17 protein-coding genes and 1 tRNA gene are annotated in these 16,734 nt (G+C 64.9%); 9 read left to right on the top strand and 9 right to left on the bottom strand.

The genetic code is table 11. The features are described 5' to 3' along the window. Nucleotides 1-4 precede the first annotated feature (4 nt). The 3 genes from cgtA to AC3WL2_RS20010 all read left to right on the top strand — a co-directional run bounded on the left by cgtA (nt 5) and on the right by AC3WL2_RS20010 (nt 2,904). Complete coding sequence (gene cgtA, locus AC3WL2_RS20020; RefSeq protein WP_023631407.1) at nt 5-1,228, top strand: Obg family GTPase CgtA; 1,224 nt, start codon at nt 5-7, stop codon at nt 1,226-1,228. A gap of 87 nt (nt 1,229-1,315) precedes the next feature. Then, entirely contained in the window at nt 1,316-2,434 is a 1,119-nt protein-coding gene (gene proB / locus AC3WL2_RS20015; RefSeq protein WP_102683860.1) for a glutamate 5-kinase, read from the top strand. Nucleotides 2,435-2,439: 5 nt separating this feature from the next. Continuing rightward, on the top strand, nt 2,440-2,904 hold the full coding sequence (locus AC3WL2_RS20010; RefSeq protein WP_102683859.1) for a CreA family protein: 465 nt from the start codon (nt 2,440-2,442) through the stop codon (nt 2,902-2,904). A 147-nt stretch (nt 2,905-3,051) separates the two neighbouring features. Here the strand turns inward: AC3WL2_RS20010 and mksF are convergent, their stop codons facing one another. Genes mksF through mksB form a run of 3 tightly spaced genes read right to left on the bottom strand, consistent with a single transcriptional unit; the run spans nt 3,052 to nt 7,863 of the window. Beyond that, the gene (gene mksF / locus AC3WL2_RS20005) at nt 3,052-5,883 is read right to left on the bottom strand and encodes an Mks condensin complex protein MksF (RefSeq protein ID WP_102683858.1); all 2,832 of its coding nucleotides are present in this window, start codon (nt 5,881-5,883) and stop codon (nt 3,052-3,054) included. Then, the gene (mksE, locus tag AC3WL2_RS20000) at nt 5,880-6,587 is read right to left on the bottom strand and encodes an Mks condensin complex protein MksE (protein ID WP_046857180.1); all 708 of its coding nucleotides are present in this window, start codon (nt 6,585-6,587) and stop codon (nt 5,880-5,882) included. The genes mksF and mksE overlap by 4 nt, the downstream gene beginning before the upstream one ends. Continuing rightward, entirely contained in the window at nt 6,577-7,863 is a 1,287-nt protein-coding gene (gene mksB / locus AC3WL2_RS19995; protein ID WP_046857179.1) for an Mks condensin complex protein MksB, read from the bottom strand. The genes mksE and mksB overlap by 11 nt, the downstream gene beginning before the upstream one ends. A 232-nt stretch (nt 7,864-8,095) precedes the next feature. On the opposite strand from mksB, the gene AC3WL2_RS19990 reads away from it, so the two are divergent. Both AC3WL2_RS19990 and rimI read left to right on the top strand, forming a co-directional pair. Next, the gene (locus AC3WL2_RS19990) at nt 8,096-8,887 is read left to right on the top strand and encodes an energy transducer TonB (RefSeq protein ID WP_102683857.1); all 792 of its coding nucleotides are present in this window, start codon (nt 8,096-8,098) and stop codon (nt 8,885-8,887) included. Further along, nucleotides 8,884-9,339, top strand: coding sequence for a ribosomal protein S18-alanine N-acetyltransferase (gene rimI / locus AC3WL2_RS19985; RefSeq protein WP_046857177.1), 456 nt, complete (start codon nt 8,884-8,886; stop codon nt 9,337-9,339). The genes AC3WL2_RS19990 and rimI overlap by 4 nt, the downstream gene beginning before the upstream one ends. A 53-nt stretch (nt 9,340-9,392) precedes the next feature. Here the strand turns inward: rimI and AC3WL2_RS19980 are convergent, their stop codons facing one another. Next, the gene (locus tag AC3WL2_RS19980) at nt 9,393-10,556 is read right to left on the bottom strand and encodes a hypothetical protein (RefSeq protein ID WP_102683856.1); all 1,164 of its coding nucleotides are present in this window, start codon (nt 10,554-10,556) and stop codon (nt 9,393-9,395) included. Between the two features lie 65 nt (nt 10,557-10,621). On the opposite strand from AC3WL2_RS19980, the gene AC3WL2_RS19975 reads away from it, so the two are divergent. After that, on the top strand, nt 10,622-11,206 hold the full coding sequence (locus AC3WL2_RS19975) for a YcbK family protein (protein ID WP_177431937.1): 585 nt from the start codon (nt 10,622-10,624) through the stop codon (nt 11,204-11,206). On the opposite strand, the gene AC3WL2_RS19970 is transcribed toward AC3WL2_RS19975, so the two are convergent. Continuing rightward, nucleotides 11,146-12,051 (bottom strand): LysR substrate-binding domain-containing protein, encoded by a 906-nt coding sequence (locus tag AC3WL2_RS19970; RefSeq protein WP_102683855.1) that lies wholly within the window; start codon nt 12,049-12,051, stop codon nt 11,146-11,148. The genes AC3WL2_RS19975 and AC3WL2_RS19970 overlap by 61 nt on opposite strands. 200 nt (nt 12,052-12,251) lie before the next feature. Between AC3WL2_RS19970 and AC3WL2_RS19965 the strand changes: the two genes are divergently transcribed. Next, nucleotides 12,252-12,866, top strand: coding sequence for a LysE family translocator (locus AC3WL2_RS19965; RefSeq protein ID WP_102683854.1), 615 nt, complete (start codon nt 12,252-12,254; stop codon nt 12,864-12,866). A gap of 54 nt (nt 12,867-12,920) precedes the next feature. On the opposite strand, the gene AC3WL2_RS19960 is transcribed toward AC3WL2_RS19965, so the two are convergent. Continuing rightward, nucleotides 12,921-12,997: transfer RNA gene (locus AC3WL2_RS19960), tRNA-Met, on the bottom strand. A gap of 96 nt (nt 12,998-13,093) precedes the next feature. Beyond that, a complete protein-coding gene (locus tag AC3WL2_RS19955; protein ID WP_102683853.1) occupies nt 13,094-14,017 on the bottom strand; it encodes a FecR family protein in 924 nt (307 codons plus the stop codon). A 201-nt stretch (nt 14,018-14,218) separates the two neighbouring features. On the opposite strand from AC3WL2_RS19955, the gene AC3WL2_RS19950 reads away from it, so the two are divergent. Beyond that, entirely contained in the window at nt 14,219-15,433 is a 1,215-nt protein-coding gene (locus AC3WL2_RS19950; RefSeq protein WP_102683852.1) for an MFS transporter, read from the top strand. A gap of 97 nt (nt 15,434-15,530) precedes the next feature. Here AC3WL2_RS19950 and AC3WL2_RS19945 read toward each other — a convergent pair whose 3' ends face one another. Beyond that, on the bottom strand, nt 15,531-15,794 hold the full coding sequence (locus tag AC3WL2_RS19945) for a DUF3077 domain-containing protein (protein ID WP_102683851.1): 264 nt from the start codon (nt 15,792-15,794) through the stop codon (nt 15,531-15,533). 27 nt (nt 15,795-15,821) lie between these two features. Then, the gene (locus AC3WL2_RS19940) at nt 15,822-16,064 is read right to left on the bottom strand and encodes a hypothetical protein (RefSeq protein WP_102683850.1); all 243 of its coding nucleotides are present in this window, start codon (nt 16,062-16,064) and stop codon (nt 15,822-15,824) included. Nucleotides 16,065-16,505: 441 nt separating this feature from the next. Between AC3WL2_RS19940 and AC3WL2_RS19935 the strand changes: the two genes are divergently transcribed. Further along, entirely contained in the window at nt 16,506-16,649 is a 144-nt protein-coding gene (locus AC3WL2_RS19935) for a hypothetical protein (RefSeq protein ID WP_173862445.1), read from the top strand. Nucleotides 16,650-16,734: the final 85 nt, after the last annotated feature.

The following is a 16,734-nucleotide window of genomic DNA, read 5'->3' as shown; positions in this document are numbered from 1 at the left end:
TTGAATGAAGTTTGTAGACGAAGTATCGATCCGGGTTAAGGCCGGTGACGGCGGCAACGGTTGCATGAGCTTCCGCCGCGAGAAATTCATCGAGAACGGTGGCCCCAACGGCGGCGACGGCGGTGACGGCGGCTCGGTGTACATGGTGGCCGACGAGAACCTCAACACCCTCGTCGACTATCGCTATACCCGCCACCACGAGGCCCAGCGCGGCCAGAACGGCGGCAGCACAGATTGCACCGGCAAGAAGGGCGAGGACCTGTTCCTGCGCGTGCCGGTCGGCACCACCGTGATCGACGCCTCCACCCAGGAAGTGATCGGTGACCTGGTCACCCCGGGCCAGAAGCTGATGGTCGCCCAAGGCGGCTGGCACGGCCTGGGCAACACCCGTTTCAAGTCGAGCACCAACCGTGCGCCGCGCCAGACCACTCCAGGCAAGCCGGGCGACCAGCGCGACCTGAAGATGGAAATGAAGGTCCTGGCCGACGTCGGTCTGCTGGGCCTGCCGAACGCCGGCAAGAGCACCTTCATCCGCTCGGTCTCGGCTGCCAAGCCGAAGGTCGCCGACTACCCGTTCACCACCCTGGTGCCGAACCTGGGCGTGGTCAGCGTCGATCGTTGGAAGAGCTTCGTTATCGCCGACATCCCCGGCCTGATCGAAGGCGCCTCCGAAGGCGCGGGCCTGGGTATCCGCTTCCTCAAGCACCTGGCCCGTACCCGCGTGCTGCTGCACCTGGTCGACCTGGCGCCGCTGGATGGCAGCAGCCCGGCCGACGCCGCCGAGGTGATCATCAACGAGCTGGCGCAGTTCAGCCCGGCGCTGGTCGACCGTGAGCGCTGGCTGGTGCTGAACAAGGCCGACATGATCATGGACGACGAGCGTGACGAGCGCGTCAAGGAAGTGGTCGAGCGCCTGAACTGGGATGGCCCGGTGTACGTGATCTCGGCTATCGCCAAGCAGGGCACCGAGAAGCTCAGCCATGACCTGATGCGCTATCTCGAAGACCGCGCCGACCGCCTGGCCAACGACCCGGCCTACGCCGCAGAGCTGGCCGAGCTCGACCAGCGTATCGAAGACGAAGCCCGTGCCCAGCTGCAGGCCCTGGACGACGCCCGCACCCTGCGTCGCACCGGCGTCAAGAGCGTGCACGACATCGGCGACGATGACGACTGGGATGATTTCGAGGACGACGAAGACGGCCCGGAAATCATTTACGTGCGCGACTGATCGGTTGCAGTACACTAAACGCCGCTCTCTGGAGCGGCGTTTTTGTATCCAAGGTATCTACAGATTCGACATAGGTTGGAAGAGAAGATGCGAAGCAAGGTGACTGGCGCCAAGCGCTGGGTCGTGAAGATCGGCAGCGCGCTGCTGACCGCCGACGGCAAGGGCCTCGACCGGGGCGCCATGGCGGTGTGGGTCGAGCAGATGGTGGCCCTGCGTGAAGCGGGCGTGGAACTGGTGCTGGTCTCCTCCGGGGCCGTGGCGGCGGGCATGAGCCAGCTGGGCTGGACCACGCGACCGAGCGCGATGAACGAGCTGCAGGCCGCCGCCTCGCTTGGCCAGATGCGCCTGGTGCAGGCCTGGGAGTCGAGCTTCGGCGAGCACGGCAAGCACACCGCGCAGATCCTGCTGACCCACGACGACCTTTCCGACCGCAAGCGTTACCTCAACGCCCGCAGCACCCTGCGTACCCTGGTCGACCTGGGCGTGGTGCCGGTGATCAACGAGAACGATACCGTGGTCACCGACGAAATCCGCTTTGGCGACAACGACACCCTGGCGGCGCTGGTGGCCAACCTGGTTGAAGCCGACCTGCTGGTGATCCTCACTGACCGTGACGGCATGTTCGACGCCGACCCGCGCAACAACCCCGAGGCCCAGCTGATCTACGAAGCCCGCGCCGATGACCCGGCGCTGGACGCCGTGGCCGGCGGCACCGGTGGCGCCCTGGGCCGTGGCGGCATGCAGACCAAGCTGCGCGCCGCGCGCCTGGCCGCCCGTTCCGGCGCGCACACCATCATCATCGGTGGCCGTATCGAGCGCGTGCTCGACCGCCTCAAGGCCGGTGAACGCCTGGGCACCCTGCTGTCGCCCGAGCGCGGCATGCTCGCCGCGCGCAAGCAGTGGCTGGCCGGCCATCTGCAGACCCGTGGCACCCTGGTGCTCGACGCTGGCGCCGTTAAGGCCCTGCGCGAATCGAGCAAGAGCCTGCTGCCGGTCGGCGTGAAGACCGTGCAAGGTAGCTTCCGCCGTGGCGAGATGGTGGTCTGCGTCGGCCCCGACGGCCTGGAAGTGGCCCGTGGCCTGGCCAACTACAGCGCCCTGGAGGCGCAGAAGATTATCGGTCAGCCGTCCGATGCCATCGAGAGCCTGCTGGGCTATAGCGCCGAGCCCGAGCTGGTGCACCGCGACAACCTGGTGTTGGTCTGAAGGAGATGCAAGTGCTTAAAGGATTGATTGCCGCCGCCGCGCTGGCGCTGCCGATGCTGGCCGGGGCCGAGGAAATCGGCCAGGTATCCACCGTGTTCAAGTTCGTCGGGCCGAATGACCGCATCGTGGTCGAGGCGTTCGACGACCCGAAGGTCGATGGCGTGACCTGCTATCTGTCGCGGGCCAAAACCGGCGGCCTGAAAGGTGGGTTGGGTCTGGCCGAGGACCGTGCCGAGGCGTCGATTGCCTGCCGTCAGGTTGGGCCGATCCAGTTCAAGGGTGAACTCAAGGATGGCGAGGAGGTGTTCAAGGAACGCACCTCGCTGGTGTTCAAGACCATGCAGGTGGTGCGTTTCCTCGATAAGAAGCGCAACACGTTGGTGTACCTGGTGTACAGCGACCGCGTGATCGAAGGCAGCCCGCAGAATGCGGTGACGGCGATTCCGATTGTGCCTTGGGCGCAGCGATAGCCGCCTGAATATTGGGAGGCCTTCGGCCTCCTTTCGCTGGCAAGCCAGCTCCCACAGAGACCTTGTCAGCCTCAATTCCCGTGGGAGCCGGCTTGTCGTGGCGACGAACCGCGGCGAAAGGGCCGCAAAGCGGCCCCATACACCTAATCAGGCCAGTTCCTCGGCCTCATCCTCGCGCACGATCGCCTTCACCTCATCGCGACGGCTGATGTACTTCCAGTCCGCCTCGTCGATGTAGATGCCATTCGGCCCGCTGCCACCTTCCAGATCGATTGCCACCCGCGCCGACACCTGCGGCTTCACGCTCGCCAGGATTGGCACGAAGCCCAACTGCTGGCTGGTTTCCAGGAGCGCCGCCTGGTTGCGTTCGTCGATGTCCGCCGCTTCGTCGAGGTAGTACGGCAGGCGAATGCGCCCGGCCAGGTCGCGGTCCATCAGGTGCAGCAACAGATACATGTTGGTCAGCGCCTTGATGGTCATGGTGGTGCCGTTGGACGCGGCGCCATCGATGTCGGCGTGGATCACCGGCTGGCTGTTGATCTTGGTGATCTCGAAGGCCAGTTCGAACAGGTCCTTCAGGCCCAGCTGGTTGTGGTTGGCCGCCACCAGCCGCGCCAGGTACTCCTTGGCCTCTTCGTTCTTGTGATCCTGCTCGGCGCTCTGGGTCAGGTCGAACACCGACAGGGTCTCGCCTTCCTCGTACTGGCCGGCGCTGTGGATGATCTGGTCGATGTGCTTGAGCGCTTCCTTGTTCGGTGCCAGCACCACGCGGAAGCTCTCCAGGTTCGACACCTGGCGCTTGTTGATCTCGCGGTTGAACAGCGCCAGCTGGTGCTCGAGGCTGTCGTAGTCGCTGCGGATGTTGCGCAGGGTCCGGGCAATGTCGGTGACCGCGGCGCGGCGGGCCTTGGCCAGGGTCAGCGCTTCCTCGGTGCGGTGCGAGTAGGCGTTGATCAGCAGCTGCAGGCGGCGTTCCATGTCGTCTTCGCTGTCGAACTTGGCCACGCCCTTCAGGCGCACCTGGGCGTACAGCGCCTCGATCTGGTTGTCCACGCGCTGCAGGGCCTGCCAGCTGTCCTGGTAGTCGTTGAGCAGCGGCAGCAGGTTGTCCATGGAGTCGTCGATCGCCTCCATGAACGGCGTGCCGAACGGCAGGTCGGCCGGCAGCAGTTGGCGACGGCGCAGGGCGTCTTCCAGGGTGCGCTGCTTGGCTTCCAGGTCGGCGATCTGTCGGCCCACCAGTTGCAACTTGGCCGACAGCTGCTGGACGCGCTCGGTGAAGGCGTCGCTGGAGCGCTTGAGCTCGTCCTGGGCCGCTTCCAGCTGGCCCAACTGCTCCATTTTTTCCGGCTCTTCGGCGGCCAGGGTTTCGGTGCGGCGGAAGTCCTCCAGGGCCTTCTGCGCGTCCAGCACCTGTTGGTACAGCGCCTCGGTCTGCGCCTTGCTGGCGGCGCGGTCGAGGGCCACGGCTTGCTGGGTCTTGAGCTGCTTGAGCTCTTTCTCCAGGCGTTCCTTCTGGTCGCGCAGGGCGGCGCGGTCGGCCAAGGCCTGCAACGCGGGTGGGTCAATGTGCGAGATGTCGATGGACAGGCCTGGCACTTCGAAGCGCTCGCCCTTGAAGCGGTCGAGCACGCCTTCCAGGGTTTTCACCCACACGTCGCTGTCGTCCAGCTCGATGCCGCGGTCACCCATCGGCAGGCTGAACAGCGCGCCGTTGAACAGGCGCATCAGGCGGTCCACGTCCTGCTGCGAGAACTCTTCGCGCAGGCGGGCGTAGCTGTTGTTGTCGGCGTGGTCGAGCTGCTGCTTGACCGCCTTGACGCGTTTTTCCAGGTCGCGCACGCGCTCGTCGAGGTCCTCGGCGGAGAACTGCCGCGACTGGGCCAGGGCGCCGGCCAGTTCATCGTGGGCGTCCTTGGCGGCCAGCAGCTGCTGCTCCAGTACCTTGACGTCGGTGACCAGGGCGAAGCGGTGCTTGAGCACCGACAGCTCGCCCAGCCAGCGCTGGATGCCGGTGATCTCGCGCTCCAGGCGCATCAGCTCCTGGGTGCCGCCGCGCTGGTCGTTCTGCAGGCGGTCCTGCTCGCCACGGTAGTGCTCGGATTGGATTACCAGCTCTTCCTTGCGCGCCATGGCGTATTCCTGCCAGGTGCCCAGCAGGTTGTCGAGCAGCGGCGAGATGCGGTGCAGCTTGCCGCGCAGGATGTCGCGCTGGGCCACGCCGCCGGCCAGGGCCTCGACCAGCGGGCCGGCAGCCACCAGGGCGTTGTAGTCGCCCTCCATGCGGCGTACGTCGCGGAACGCCTCTTCACAGGCGGCGATGTAGTCGACGCTACCTGAACGCAGGCTGTGTTCGAAGGCGTCGAGGAACAGCTGCTTGAGCTTGGCGGCGGTGATTTCGCGCATGTGCAGCAGGTTGATGAACAGCGCGCGGAAGGTCTTCAGGCTCTGTTCGCTGGTCGAGCGCAGCGGGATCAGTGTCAGGTCCAGCGGCACCGAGGTGTGGCCGCCGACCAGCAGCCGGCGCAGTTCGTCCGGCTTGAGCTCGTAGGCCTTCAGGCCATGGCGCTCGAGGTTGGTGAACAGCTCTTTCTGGCGCAGGCAGGTATCGTCTTTCTGGTAGTGGGCCAGGTCCAGTTCGCCCTGGTAGGCGAAGAACTGGTGGCCGAAGCCGCCACCCGGCCCGCGGCCGACCACGCCGATCACGTGCGGGCCGTGGGGCAGGTTCAGTTCGGTGAGGATGTAGCTGGTGTCGCTGGCGAAGTAGAAGCGCCGCGACTGCTCCAGGCTGTACTTGCCAAAGCTCATGTCGGACATGCGCGCCAGGATCGGGAACTGCAGGGCGTTGATCGACGCCGATTTACCCAGGTTGTTGGCGCCATAGACCGACAGCGGGTGTTCCAGGGGGAACAGGCCGAGGCTGTAGCCGGCGGTGTTGAGCAGTGCGAAGCGGCGGATGCCGTAGCGTTCCTGGCTCATGCGTCAATCTCCTGTTGCTCTTCGCGGATCGCCCGGGCCAGGGCATCCTCTTCGCTTTCCTCGCCGTCGAACGGGGTGAGGTCGAGCGGGTCGTCGGTGCGGTTGAGTTCTTCGGGCGTCTCTTCCACCACCAGCACGGGTACCGGCAGCGGCAGGTCGCTGTGCAGGGTGGCGGCCAGGTCGCGGTCCTGCTGGACCGACAGGCAGACGTCGAGGAAACGGTGCATCGGCGGCAGGAAGCGGTAGATGCCGCCTTCCTCATGGGCAAAGCCGAGCTGGCTCATGCGGCGCATGATCTTTTCTTCGAGCTCGTCGACGGTCTGCACTTCGGCCTGCAGGAACAGGTCGCGGTACTTGTCCAGCAGCGACGGCAGTTCGTCGCGGCCGATGCTGCCACCGTCGAGCACGGCCATCGGGTCACGTCCCTGGTCGGCGAGGTGCTCGACCAGGATGAAAGTGAACAGCGACAGGCGCTGGGCGGTCTTGTTGACCTGCGCGGCGGCCTGCTCGGGGACGAAATAGTAGAAGCCGCGGGTATCGCACACCAGCTCGAAGCCCAGGGCCTTGAACAGGGTGCGGTACTGGTCCTGGAAGTTCGACAGCTGGGCGTACAGCTCCGGGTCGCGGCGGCTGACGTGGAAGCCCTTGAACAGCTCGCGGAAGATCGGCGCGAGCTGGGACAGTTCGGAAAGATCAAGATGCATGGGTGGGGCTCGCGGTGGATTCGGTCGTGGTCGCCGGCTTGTCGCGGCTGGAGGTCAGGGCGAAGGAGCGCAGGCTGACCAGGTGTTCGCGGGTGAGGTATTGCTGGCGATCGAGGCGCTCGCGGCTGAAGCGCTTCTCGCGCGACAGGCGCGAGAACCAGTACAGCAGTTCGTCGGTGGCGCCTTCAGGCTCCTGCTCCAGCAACCAGACCATCAGGTCCGGCAGCGGCAGGGCGTCTTCGCAACGCTCGAGCATTTCCTTGACCGTGCGCGGGGCGCGGGGCAGCGGGCCCTTTTGCGTCTTGTGCGCCTTGGGGAAGCGCGCGGGCTTGGGCTCGAAGCGGGCCAGGGCGTAAACGTAGGCCTCGACCTGGCTGGCGCTGCCGAGGAAGGTGCTCTGCGGGCGGGTGAACATCGGCATGGCCGCCTGCGGCACGGCGTCGATGCCCTTCTTGCGGATCACCGACAGGGCCAGGGCGGCGCCTCGGGTAACAGCGTTGTGCCGGCGCGCCTCTTCACGCAGCGGCAGCAGCAGTTCGCGGGCGTGGCGCAGGGTCAGCTGGGCGCTGGTCTGCATCTCGAGGATGCGCGCGTGGGTGCGCAGCAGCATGTCGTCGTCGACCAGATGCCCCAGGCGCGCCTGCTCGCCCAGCAGCCGCAGCAGCACGGTCTCGACCTTGCGCACGCCCTGCTCGAAGGCGCCATCGGCGTTGACCAGCTGGATCATCGGCTCGACGTATTCGTCCCAGGTCGCCAGTACTTCGGCGTAGCGCTGGCGCAGGGGGATCTGGCGGTTGCTGGTCTTGGCCCGCTCGGCCACGGCCACCAGCGCCTGCTCGTCGTTGTCGAGCTTCTTCAGTACATCGCGCACGCGCATGTCGAGCAGGCGCAGCTGGCGCGCCAGGTCGTCGCTGTCGCGGTTGTCGAAGGCGTCCTGGATATGCCCGGCCAGGCGCTCCAGGTGGCGCAGGTAGGCCTCGATCTCCAGGCACAGGCCCAGCCGGTGCTCGCGGCGCAGGTAGGCGAGGAAGTCGTGGATCTGCGCGTTGAGCTCGAAACGGTTGGGGCTTTTGGCCACCGGGACCAGGATGTCCAGGCGGATCCACACGTCAAGCAGCTGGGTGATGTCCTGCGGGGTGCTTTCCACCTGCTGGCGGGCCAGTTGCTGGCGCAGCTCGACCAGGCTCAGGGTGCCCTGGTCGAAGCGCTCGCACAGCGGCTCGATCAAGGCCCAGTGTTCGGCTAGGGCGCGCAGGACGCGCTTGGGTTCGATCATTGGCGGGTCGACTCGTTGCCAAATAAAAGCGGCGATTGTACTGCATCTGGGGGGGAGGATTTCACCCCTTGGTCTGTTATGGGGATAACCCTGAGGCTCAAGGGGGGATTCACCGGCCCACCAGGGGCCTTGGGGACGGGCTTGTCCCGCGATGGCTGACAATCTGTTGCGGCGCATCCTGGGCAACGGCGTTAGAATGCCTGCCTGATTTCGTCCACCGGATACCCGCGCCTTGCTGATCGAGTCCCGCCGCCGCGCCTACCTGTCCGCCATGCAAGTGGTGCACTGGCTGCCGCGCGCCGAACTGCCGTTCGCCGCGCCGTCGCGGCCAGAGCTGCTGTTACCGGTGGCGCCGGTCGATGAGGTTGACTTCGAGGTGAGACCGGCCGCTCCTGCAGCTGCGCCGAGCGCCACCCCGGCAGCCCCTCAGGCGCGTGCCGAGAGGCCGAAGATCGAGATCCCGCGCCCGGGCAGTGCGCCGAAACCCGCCGCCAAGCCGGTCGAGGCCGAGGCAGAGCTCCCCGCGCCGCGTCCGGCGCCTGTGCCACCGCCACGCTTCGCCCTGCAGTTGCTGCGTGCCGGCGACTGTCTGCTGCTGGTGGAACTGGCCACCGGCCAGCCGTTCCAGAGTCGCGACCCGTCCTACCTGCTGCTCAAGGACATGCTACGCGCCGCCGGCCTGCCGGACGCCCCGCAGATCATTGGCGAGCCAGTACGCTGGCCGTTGCTGATGCGCGGCAACATGGACCAGGGCCCGGACGCCGCCCGGGACTTTGTCCAGGGCTTTATCGCCGCGCGCCTGGAAGAGGCGCCGTGCGCCTGCCTGTGGCTGATCGGCCTGCCGGCCATTCGCTTCGCCGGCCAGGCCGACGACGAAGCCTATTACCGAGAACTCAAGGTCGACCTGCTCGGCGATGCCTGGGCCTTGCCCGGCCTTGAACTGTTGATGGACGAGCCGCAGCGCAAGGCGGACGTCTGGAAAGCCATGCGCCAGCTGATGGCGCGCTGGAAATGTGTTGAATGAGTGACTCGATCAGTTTCCGCCCGGCGACCGAGGCGGATCTGGATACCCTGCTGAAGATCGAATATGCCGCCTTCAGCCATCCCTGGACCCGCGGCATCTTTCAAGATGCACTGAAGTCCTATGAAGTGTGGCTGATGTTCGACGGCCAGCAGCAGGTCGGCCACGGCGTGATCAACGTGATCATCGATGAGGCGCACCTGCTCAACATTACCGTCAAGCCGGAAAACCAGGGCTGTGGCCTGGGCCTGCGCCTGCTCGAACACCTGATGGCGCGGGCCTACCAGCTCAATGGTCGCGAGTGTTTCCTGGAAGTGCGCGCCAGCAACCAGTCGGCGTATCGCTTGTACGAGCGCTATGGCTTCAATGAAGTCGGTCGGCGCCGTGACTACTACCCGATGGCGGGTGGGCGGGAAGATGCGCTGGTGATGGCCTGTACGCTGCTCGAAGACTGATTTCGCACGCTGTCTTGTGTTGGGGCCGCTACGCGGCCCCTTGTGCAAGTGACTCAGATCTCTGGGTGCTGCACTTCGATTGGTTTACGCAGATCTCGCAAGCTGCGCGTCACCGCCCCGGTATTGCACTTGGCTGCCGCCTGCTCCGGGGTCATCTCGCGAATGGTGCGATAGAACAGTTCGCAGGTCTGCTTCTTCTGGGTGACCTGCCACTTGCTGGTGCAGGCATCCAGGGTGAGCTTGGCATCGGCCTGGGGGTTGCGCCCCATGCCGGCCTGCCAGCAGGCTGCGGAGAGGTCCTGGCCCATCATCTTCAAACCGGCCGCGTCGGCCTTGTCCTGGTCGCCGTCGTAGCTTTTCGGGTCGGCGGCGTACCAGATCGCGCTCGGGTGGTTGGCGCCGAGCACGGGCACCTTGGCGCTGTTGGCCTCGGGGCTGATGCTCACCAGGCCGAGCACGTTCACCTTCGGCCCATACTGTTGCTGGATCCAGGCCCGTACCGGCGCGCCGAACGCGACCATCGGCAAGGCGCCTTTGCCATCGTGGGTCAGGGCCACTTCCTTGACCATGCGCACCTGGTAGTCGTTGAAGTAGCTGTAGACCCCTTCCAGGTCCTTGCCGGCGCTGGCCGGCGCGGCGATCGGGGCGATGTCGACGATGGTCTGGTAGGCCGGGGTCTGGGTAGCCTCGACACCATTGAAGGTCAGAAGCTCCGCCCAGCGGTCGGTGGTGTTGGACTTGAGGTAGTCCTGGTAGCGGGTCAGCGAATAGTCCGGCGGGAAGTGCAGCAACTCGATGCTGCGGCGATTCTCCAGGGCCATGCCCAAGGGCAGGAACAGGTACCAGCTATAGTCCCAGCCGCCTTTCTGGTTGAGGCGGGTGGCGCCCTGGTAGGCCAGCTCGCCGCTGTCGAGCAGCTTGCGCAAGGGCTCGGCGTAGCTCGCCGGTACGTCGGTGATGCTGGCGTGCAGCTTGTCGTTGTCGCGGTTCACCGTGACCTTGGCATTGGCATAGCCGTCGCGCTGCACGCTCTGGGTGAGGTAGTGCTCGACGGTCTTCTCCAGTGACCAGTCGCGGTAGCAGATCACGTTGCAGTTGTTGGGGTAGGCGAACAACCGGGTGACCCGCTGGGCATCGCCCAGGTCGATCTGCGCGTCGGCCATGGCCAGGCCGCTGAAGGCGAGGGCGGCCAGGCCCGATACAGCAATCTTGTGCATGCTTAACTCCTTGTCAGTGGCCGCCAGGACGGCGGACCGCCCATGGTGGATGAAGAGGTGGGGGAATGAAAAGCGCCAGGATATGGCTATTGGCTAGCGCGCTGATCGGGCTGGGTACGGTCCAGGCCGATGAACGCGATGTGTGGATGTTCGCCCAGTGGGCCGGGGACCACGAGAACCGCCGGTTTCGTGAAATGCTGGTGGACGCCCGGCTGTATGGCGTGGTGCCGATCCATCAGTTGCTGCGCTCGGCCTCGGACTGGCGCCTGTGCCAGGCTTCACCCTTCGCGGTGCCGCCGGCGAGCCATTGGCCGGCGGTGCGCTCGACGCTGGCCTTGATCCAGACCCTGGACCAGCAGGGTGTCCTGCGTCAGTTCGAAGTGGTGTCGGCCTACCGCGATCCCCGGCTCAATGCCTGTGCCGGCGGCGCGCCGAGCAGCGCGCACATGCGCGCCTTCGCCGTCGACCTGCTGCTGCCGTCCTGGGCCGACCCGAACCCGCTGTGTCGTTTCTGGCAGCAGCACGGCCGGGCCTGGAACATGGGGCTTGGCCGTTACCCCTCGGGGCGCATCCATATCGACACGGCCGGCTATCGCACCTGGGGCGGCGATGGCGGGGCCGGTTCGTCGTTCTGCAGCAAGCCCAGGTGAGCGAGGCAGATACGACATTCCTGACCGACCCACTGGGCGAAGCGCTGGCGCTTGCTGCCGTCGTCCAGTGGTAGCGGGCTAAGCAGGTGATAGCTGGAGCCGTCGCGCAAAAAGCCGAAAGGGGCCTCCATCTGGCCGTTGCTCAGCTCATCGCACACCATCAGTGCCGAGGCGATGGCCATCCCCATGCCGGCGCTGGCGGCCTGCAGCGACAGGTAGAAGTGCTCGAAGTCGCTGCGTGTCCTGTGCGGGAGGTGCTGGCCGCTCAGGCGCAGCCACGTCGCCCAGGCATCGGGGCGAGTGCTGCTATGGAGCAGGCGTTGGCCGTTGAGGTCTGGCCTTGCTACCGGCCCGATCCATTCATCGCAGATTTTCAGGCTGTGCAGTTGACGATCCCAGTGGAAGTCGTCCCGGCGCAGTGCCAGGTCGATGCCGCCACGGGCGAAGTCCACCGGCCCGCCGGCCGCCACCAGGTGCAGTTGCAGGTCGGGGTGTGCGGCGTGAAAGCGCGGCAGGCGCGGGATCAGCCAGCGCATGGCGATGGTCGGCTCGCAGGAGACCACCAGCACGTTGTCTTCAGCCTGCTGTTGCAGGCGCTGCACGGCGCCCTCCAATTGCTCGAAGATCGACTGGGTGGTGCTGTGCAGCTCGCGCCCGGCGGGGGTGAGAAAGATTGCCCGGTTGCGCCGTTCGAACAGTGCCACGCCGAGGCTTTCCTCGAGCAGGCGCACTTGGCGACTGACGGCGCCGTGGGTGACGTGCAGGTGCTCGGCGGCGCGCACGAAGCTTTCAGTGCGGGCGGCGATGTCGAAGTAGCGAAAGGCGGTAAGGGGAGGCAGTTTCATGGGCTGGCCTGTTCCGGCTTTATCGCGGGGCGAGCCCACTCCCACGCGTGGGAGCGGGCTTGCCCCGCGATAGGCCAGTCGATTCAATGCAGATAGGTGAGTAAAACTAGCAGATCAGCCAGACTATAAATCGATTTTTACTCGTTCCAGGTAACAGGATAATCCCATCTTCCGTGAATTTTCATCGAGGATCCCTGTTTGTGAACGAACTCATCGCCGTTGCCCTGTTCACCATCCTGGCCGTCATCAGTCCTGGTGCCGACTTCGCCATGGTTACCCGCAGCAGTTACGCGCAAGGCCGCACGGCCGGTCTCGCCGCTGCGGCGGGCATCGCCCTGGGTGTGCAGGTGCATGTGCTGTACACCGTGCTTGGCATTGCCGTGATCATCAGCCAAACCCCCACACTGTTCCTGGCCATGAAGGTGGTAGGGGCGGGCTACCTGCTCTACCTGGGCTACAAGTCGCTGACCAATACCACGCGCATTGAGCTAGACGGCCTGTCGCGAGGTGCGTCCAGCGTGGCGAGCGCGTTGCGCACGGGCTTTCTGACCAACGCCTTGAACCCCAAGACCATGCTGTTCGTGGTCAGCGCCTATACCCAGGTAGTGCGGCCGGGCAGCCCGCTGGCGCTGGACTTCGCCTATGGTGCGTTCATGTCGTTCGCCCATTGGGCCTGGTTCAGCCTGGTGGCGGTGTTCTTCTCCAGTGCGCGATTGCGTGCGGCGATGATCGAGCGTCAGCGCACGGTTGACCGGGTAATCGGGGTGGCCTTGATCGGCCTGGGGTTGGCCGTGGTGGTGGCGGGAGTGAAGTAACGTTTTCGCGGGCAAAGAAAAAGGGCTTATCTTTCGATAAGCCCTTTTAAAAGGTGGTGGCTACACAGGGACTTGAACCCCGGACCCCAGCATTATGAATGCTATGCTCTAACCAACTGAGCTATGTAGCCAACTTGGCGCGCATTATTAGCTCGAATCGCGATCCTGTCAACAACGTTTTCAAAAAAATTTTCCAACCTTTCAAACGCTTAGCCGAGAAGGGCGCTTCAGCGCACGATCAGCCAGTGGCCAAACAGGTTGTGCAGGCGCAATTGCTGATCGGCGGCCAGGCGCTCGAGGCTCTGCGCCGGGTGGTCGAGGTCGAAATCACCGCTGACCCGCTGGTAGGCCGTTGGCTCGTTCATCATCCAGACACGCTGGCCACGGTAGTTGGCCAGGCGCTCCAATATTTCGCCCAGCGGCAGGTTCCGGGCCTTCAACTGACCGTTGCGCCAGGCATCGACCAGCTTGGCGTCGATCTTCTCGACGGAATTGATGCGGGATTCACTGAACGTCACCCGTTCGCCGGCGCTGACCATGCGCTGGTCACCGCCCTGCAGGACCGCGGCCTTGCCGCTGAGCACCACCAGTTCGTCGTACTCGGCATGGCGGGCGATCTGCAGGCGAGTGCCGAACACCTGGATCCGGGTGTCATCGACCTGCACCTCCATGGCCCGGCCATCGAGCCTCACCTCCAGGTAGACCTGGCCCTGCACCAGGTGCAGTTGGCGGGTGCGGCCACGCAGGTCGACATTCATCGCGCTGGCGCTGTCCAGGTGCAGGGTCGAGCCGTCGGCCAGGCGCACGCTGCGGCGTTCGCCGCTGTCGGTGTGCAATTCGCTGCCCAGGCGCTGCATCAGCGGCCAGTAAATCCAGGCGAGTGCCGCCACCAGCATCAGGAACAGCAGCGCCAGGCACAGCCCGGCACGGCTGCGGCGCACCTTGGCGACCCGTGGTCGTGGCCGGGCTGCCGGCACCTGCAACTGCTGCCAGTAAGCTTCGAGCTGGGCATAGGCCCTGGCGTTGAGCGGGTCCTGGCACCAGCTGGCGAACGCCTGGCGCAGGGCCTCGTCACAGCCGGGTTGGCGCAGGCGTGAGAACCAGCCCAGGGCTTCCTGCTCGGGGTCGGGCGTGGGCTGCAAGGCGGGCATCGGGCTCATGGGATCGGTCTGCTCGCAGAGGGCGGGCGGTTTTGCCCAGCGTTCACAGGGAAGAGGAGAAAGGATGCTAAATATATTGAGAATTATTTACAAGTACGTGTCGGATGGAAGGCTCGCGTAAATAAAAAGGTAGCTTCGTATCTATTTGTTTCACGATAATCGGATCCCAACCCGCAGACGGACATCCAGCCCATGGCCATCAGCAGCACACCGACTTCCAGCGCGAGTAGCCCGGCAAACCCGGCCACGCCGCTGGTGATGAGCATCATTGGTTTCTGCGCCCTGGCGCACCTGATCAACGACCTGATCCAGGCGGTTCTGCCGGCGATCTACCCGATGCTCAAGGCCAACTACAACCTGAGCTTCGCCCAGATCGGCCTGATCACCCTGACCTTCCAGATCACTGCCTCGTTATTGCAGCCGTGGGTGGGCTTCTTCACCGACAAGCGGCCCACACCGAACCTGTTGCCGCTGGGCACCCTGTGCACCCTGGTGGGCATCGTGATGCTGGCCTTCGTTGGCAGCTTCCCGATGATCCTGCTGGCCTCGGCGCTGGTGGGCATCGGCTCCTCGACCTTCCACCCGGAGACCTCGCGCATTGCCCGCCTGGCCTCGGGCGGGCGCTTCGGCCTGGCCCAGTCGAGCTTCCAGGTTGGCGGCAACGCAGGCTCCGCCCTTGGCCCCTTGCTGGCGGCGGCAATCGTCATTCCCTTCGGTCAGACCCACGTGGCCTGGTTCGGCGTGGCCGGGCTGTTGTTCTTTGCCGTGACCCTGATGCTGCGCCGCTGGTACAAGGAGCACCTGAACCAGGCCAAGGCGCGCAAGGCGGTGCAGGCCACCCACGGCATCTCGCGCCAGCGGGTGATCATGGCCTTGGTGGTGCTGGGCCTGCTGGTGTTTTCCAAGTACTTCTACATGGCCAGCTTCACCAGCTACTTCACCTTCTACCTGATCGAGAAGTTCCAGCTGTCGGTGGCCAGTTCGCAGCTGCATCTGTTCCTGTTCCTCGGCGCGGTGGCGGCGGGCACCTTCTTTGGCGGGCCCATCGGCGACCGCATCGGGCGCAAGGCGGTGATCTGGTTCTCGATCCTGGGCGTGGCACCGTTCACCCTGGCGCTGCCCTATGCCGACCTGTTCTGGACCACCGTGCTCAGCGTGGTGATCGGTTTCGTCCTGGCTTCGGCGTTCTCGGCCATCGTGGTGTATGCCCAGGAGCTGGTGCCGGGCAATGTCGGGATGATCGCCGGGATCTTCTTCGGGCTGATGTTCGGGTTTGGCGGGATCGGCGCGGCGCTGCTGGGGTATGTGGCCGACCTGCGTGGGATCGAGTATGTGTACGGGGTTTGCTCGTTCCTGCCGTTGTTTGGATTGCTGGCGGTGTTCTTGCCTTCCACCGGCAAGCGCTGAGAGGGTAGGGGCGCTGTGCGCCCCTTTCGCCGCCGCGACAAGCCGGCGCCCAGACGTGTGCGCTCAGGCGTCTTGCCTGCGCGATGCTTTTGAGGTGTCAGCGCTTCATGCCTAGCTCGGCATCATCCATCAGCGCCTTGGCCAACGCGCTCAGGTAATACGACGCCCAGAGCAGCTGGGGCTTTTCTTCCATGATCCCGGTGATGGTCAGGTCGCGCACGCAGCCCATCAACTCCGAGGCCTGATCGCGGGCGTGCTGGCAAGGGATGCCGGGTTCGATGCAGAACAGCGGTTCGGTCATGCCTTCGCCCTGGTAGAACTTGGTCTTGCCGACGGTGGTGTGGATGTCGTCTGTGGTCATGATTGTTCTCCCTGAAATGGTCGGTGCCTAATGCAGCGTCGGCGCCTGTGCCGGCATCTGCACCTGGATCAATGCCGCTTCGAGCAACACACGCAGCGACTCCATTTCATGCATCGACGCCATCATCAACACGGCGGCCGGCGACTTGGGCTTGAGCTGCACGGCATGATGGGCCACGGTCAAGGCGCACAGGGCGTACTCGGTGGCCTGGATGAGGGTGTCTTCGAGAGAGTGAGGGTTGTGGGGTGGATCGGGGACGATCTTTAGCATGTTGGTTAGCCTATTAAGTGGGCCACTACACGCTTGCTGTCAAACAAGAGGGTGGCAGCTGTACATGGGTTGACAGACCGGTAGGCAAACCAAAACCCGGCGCACATGAAGTGCCCCATGCACAGCAGCCATAGAAGGCAAAGCCGTTTGGTTTGACTAGTCGACCTGTCAAAGTCGATCGCTGAATGTGCAGCGACCGCCCGAGACTAGAGGCCAACCCAGAGCACCGCAATGGCTTGAAAGGGCTTGGGAGTATGTTTGGGAAATGGACTACAGGGAATGGGGAAAGTCTTAAAAAATCACCACTTCTCCGCTCAAGACTTTCAGCGGGCGTTGTAGCGCGGCGGCATCCACAGAGAGGGCGAAGCCACTGTGGCGATTGACGGTCCGGATCACCTTGGCCTAGAGTGCCGCCTCCTCAATTCCTGCGTAGCCGATGCAATGCGCCGTACCCGTAGTTTTCGCCCACACCGCCAGCCTGTCGCCCCGACAGCGCGCCGCGCGTGGCCGAGCGACACGGTGCTCAAGCGTCGACGCAGCGTGCTGTTCGCCTTCACCTTCTCGCCACACCTTGCCCTGAACTGATCCGCGCCCCTGCGTAGCGCGCCTTCCCGGCGTGACGGCGGGCGTCTGCGTTCGAACATCTTTCAGCGGATTTTCCAGTCGGCCA

The sequence above is a fragment of the Pseudomonas sp. FW305-96 genome (assembly GCF_058783825.1).
Note: the sequence above shows the minus strand (reverse complement) of the source record. Positions and strands in the feature narration are given on the sequence as shown.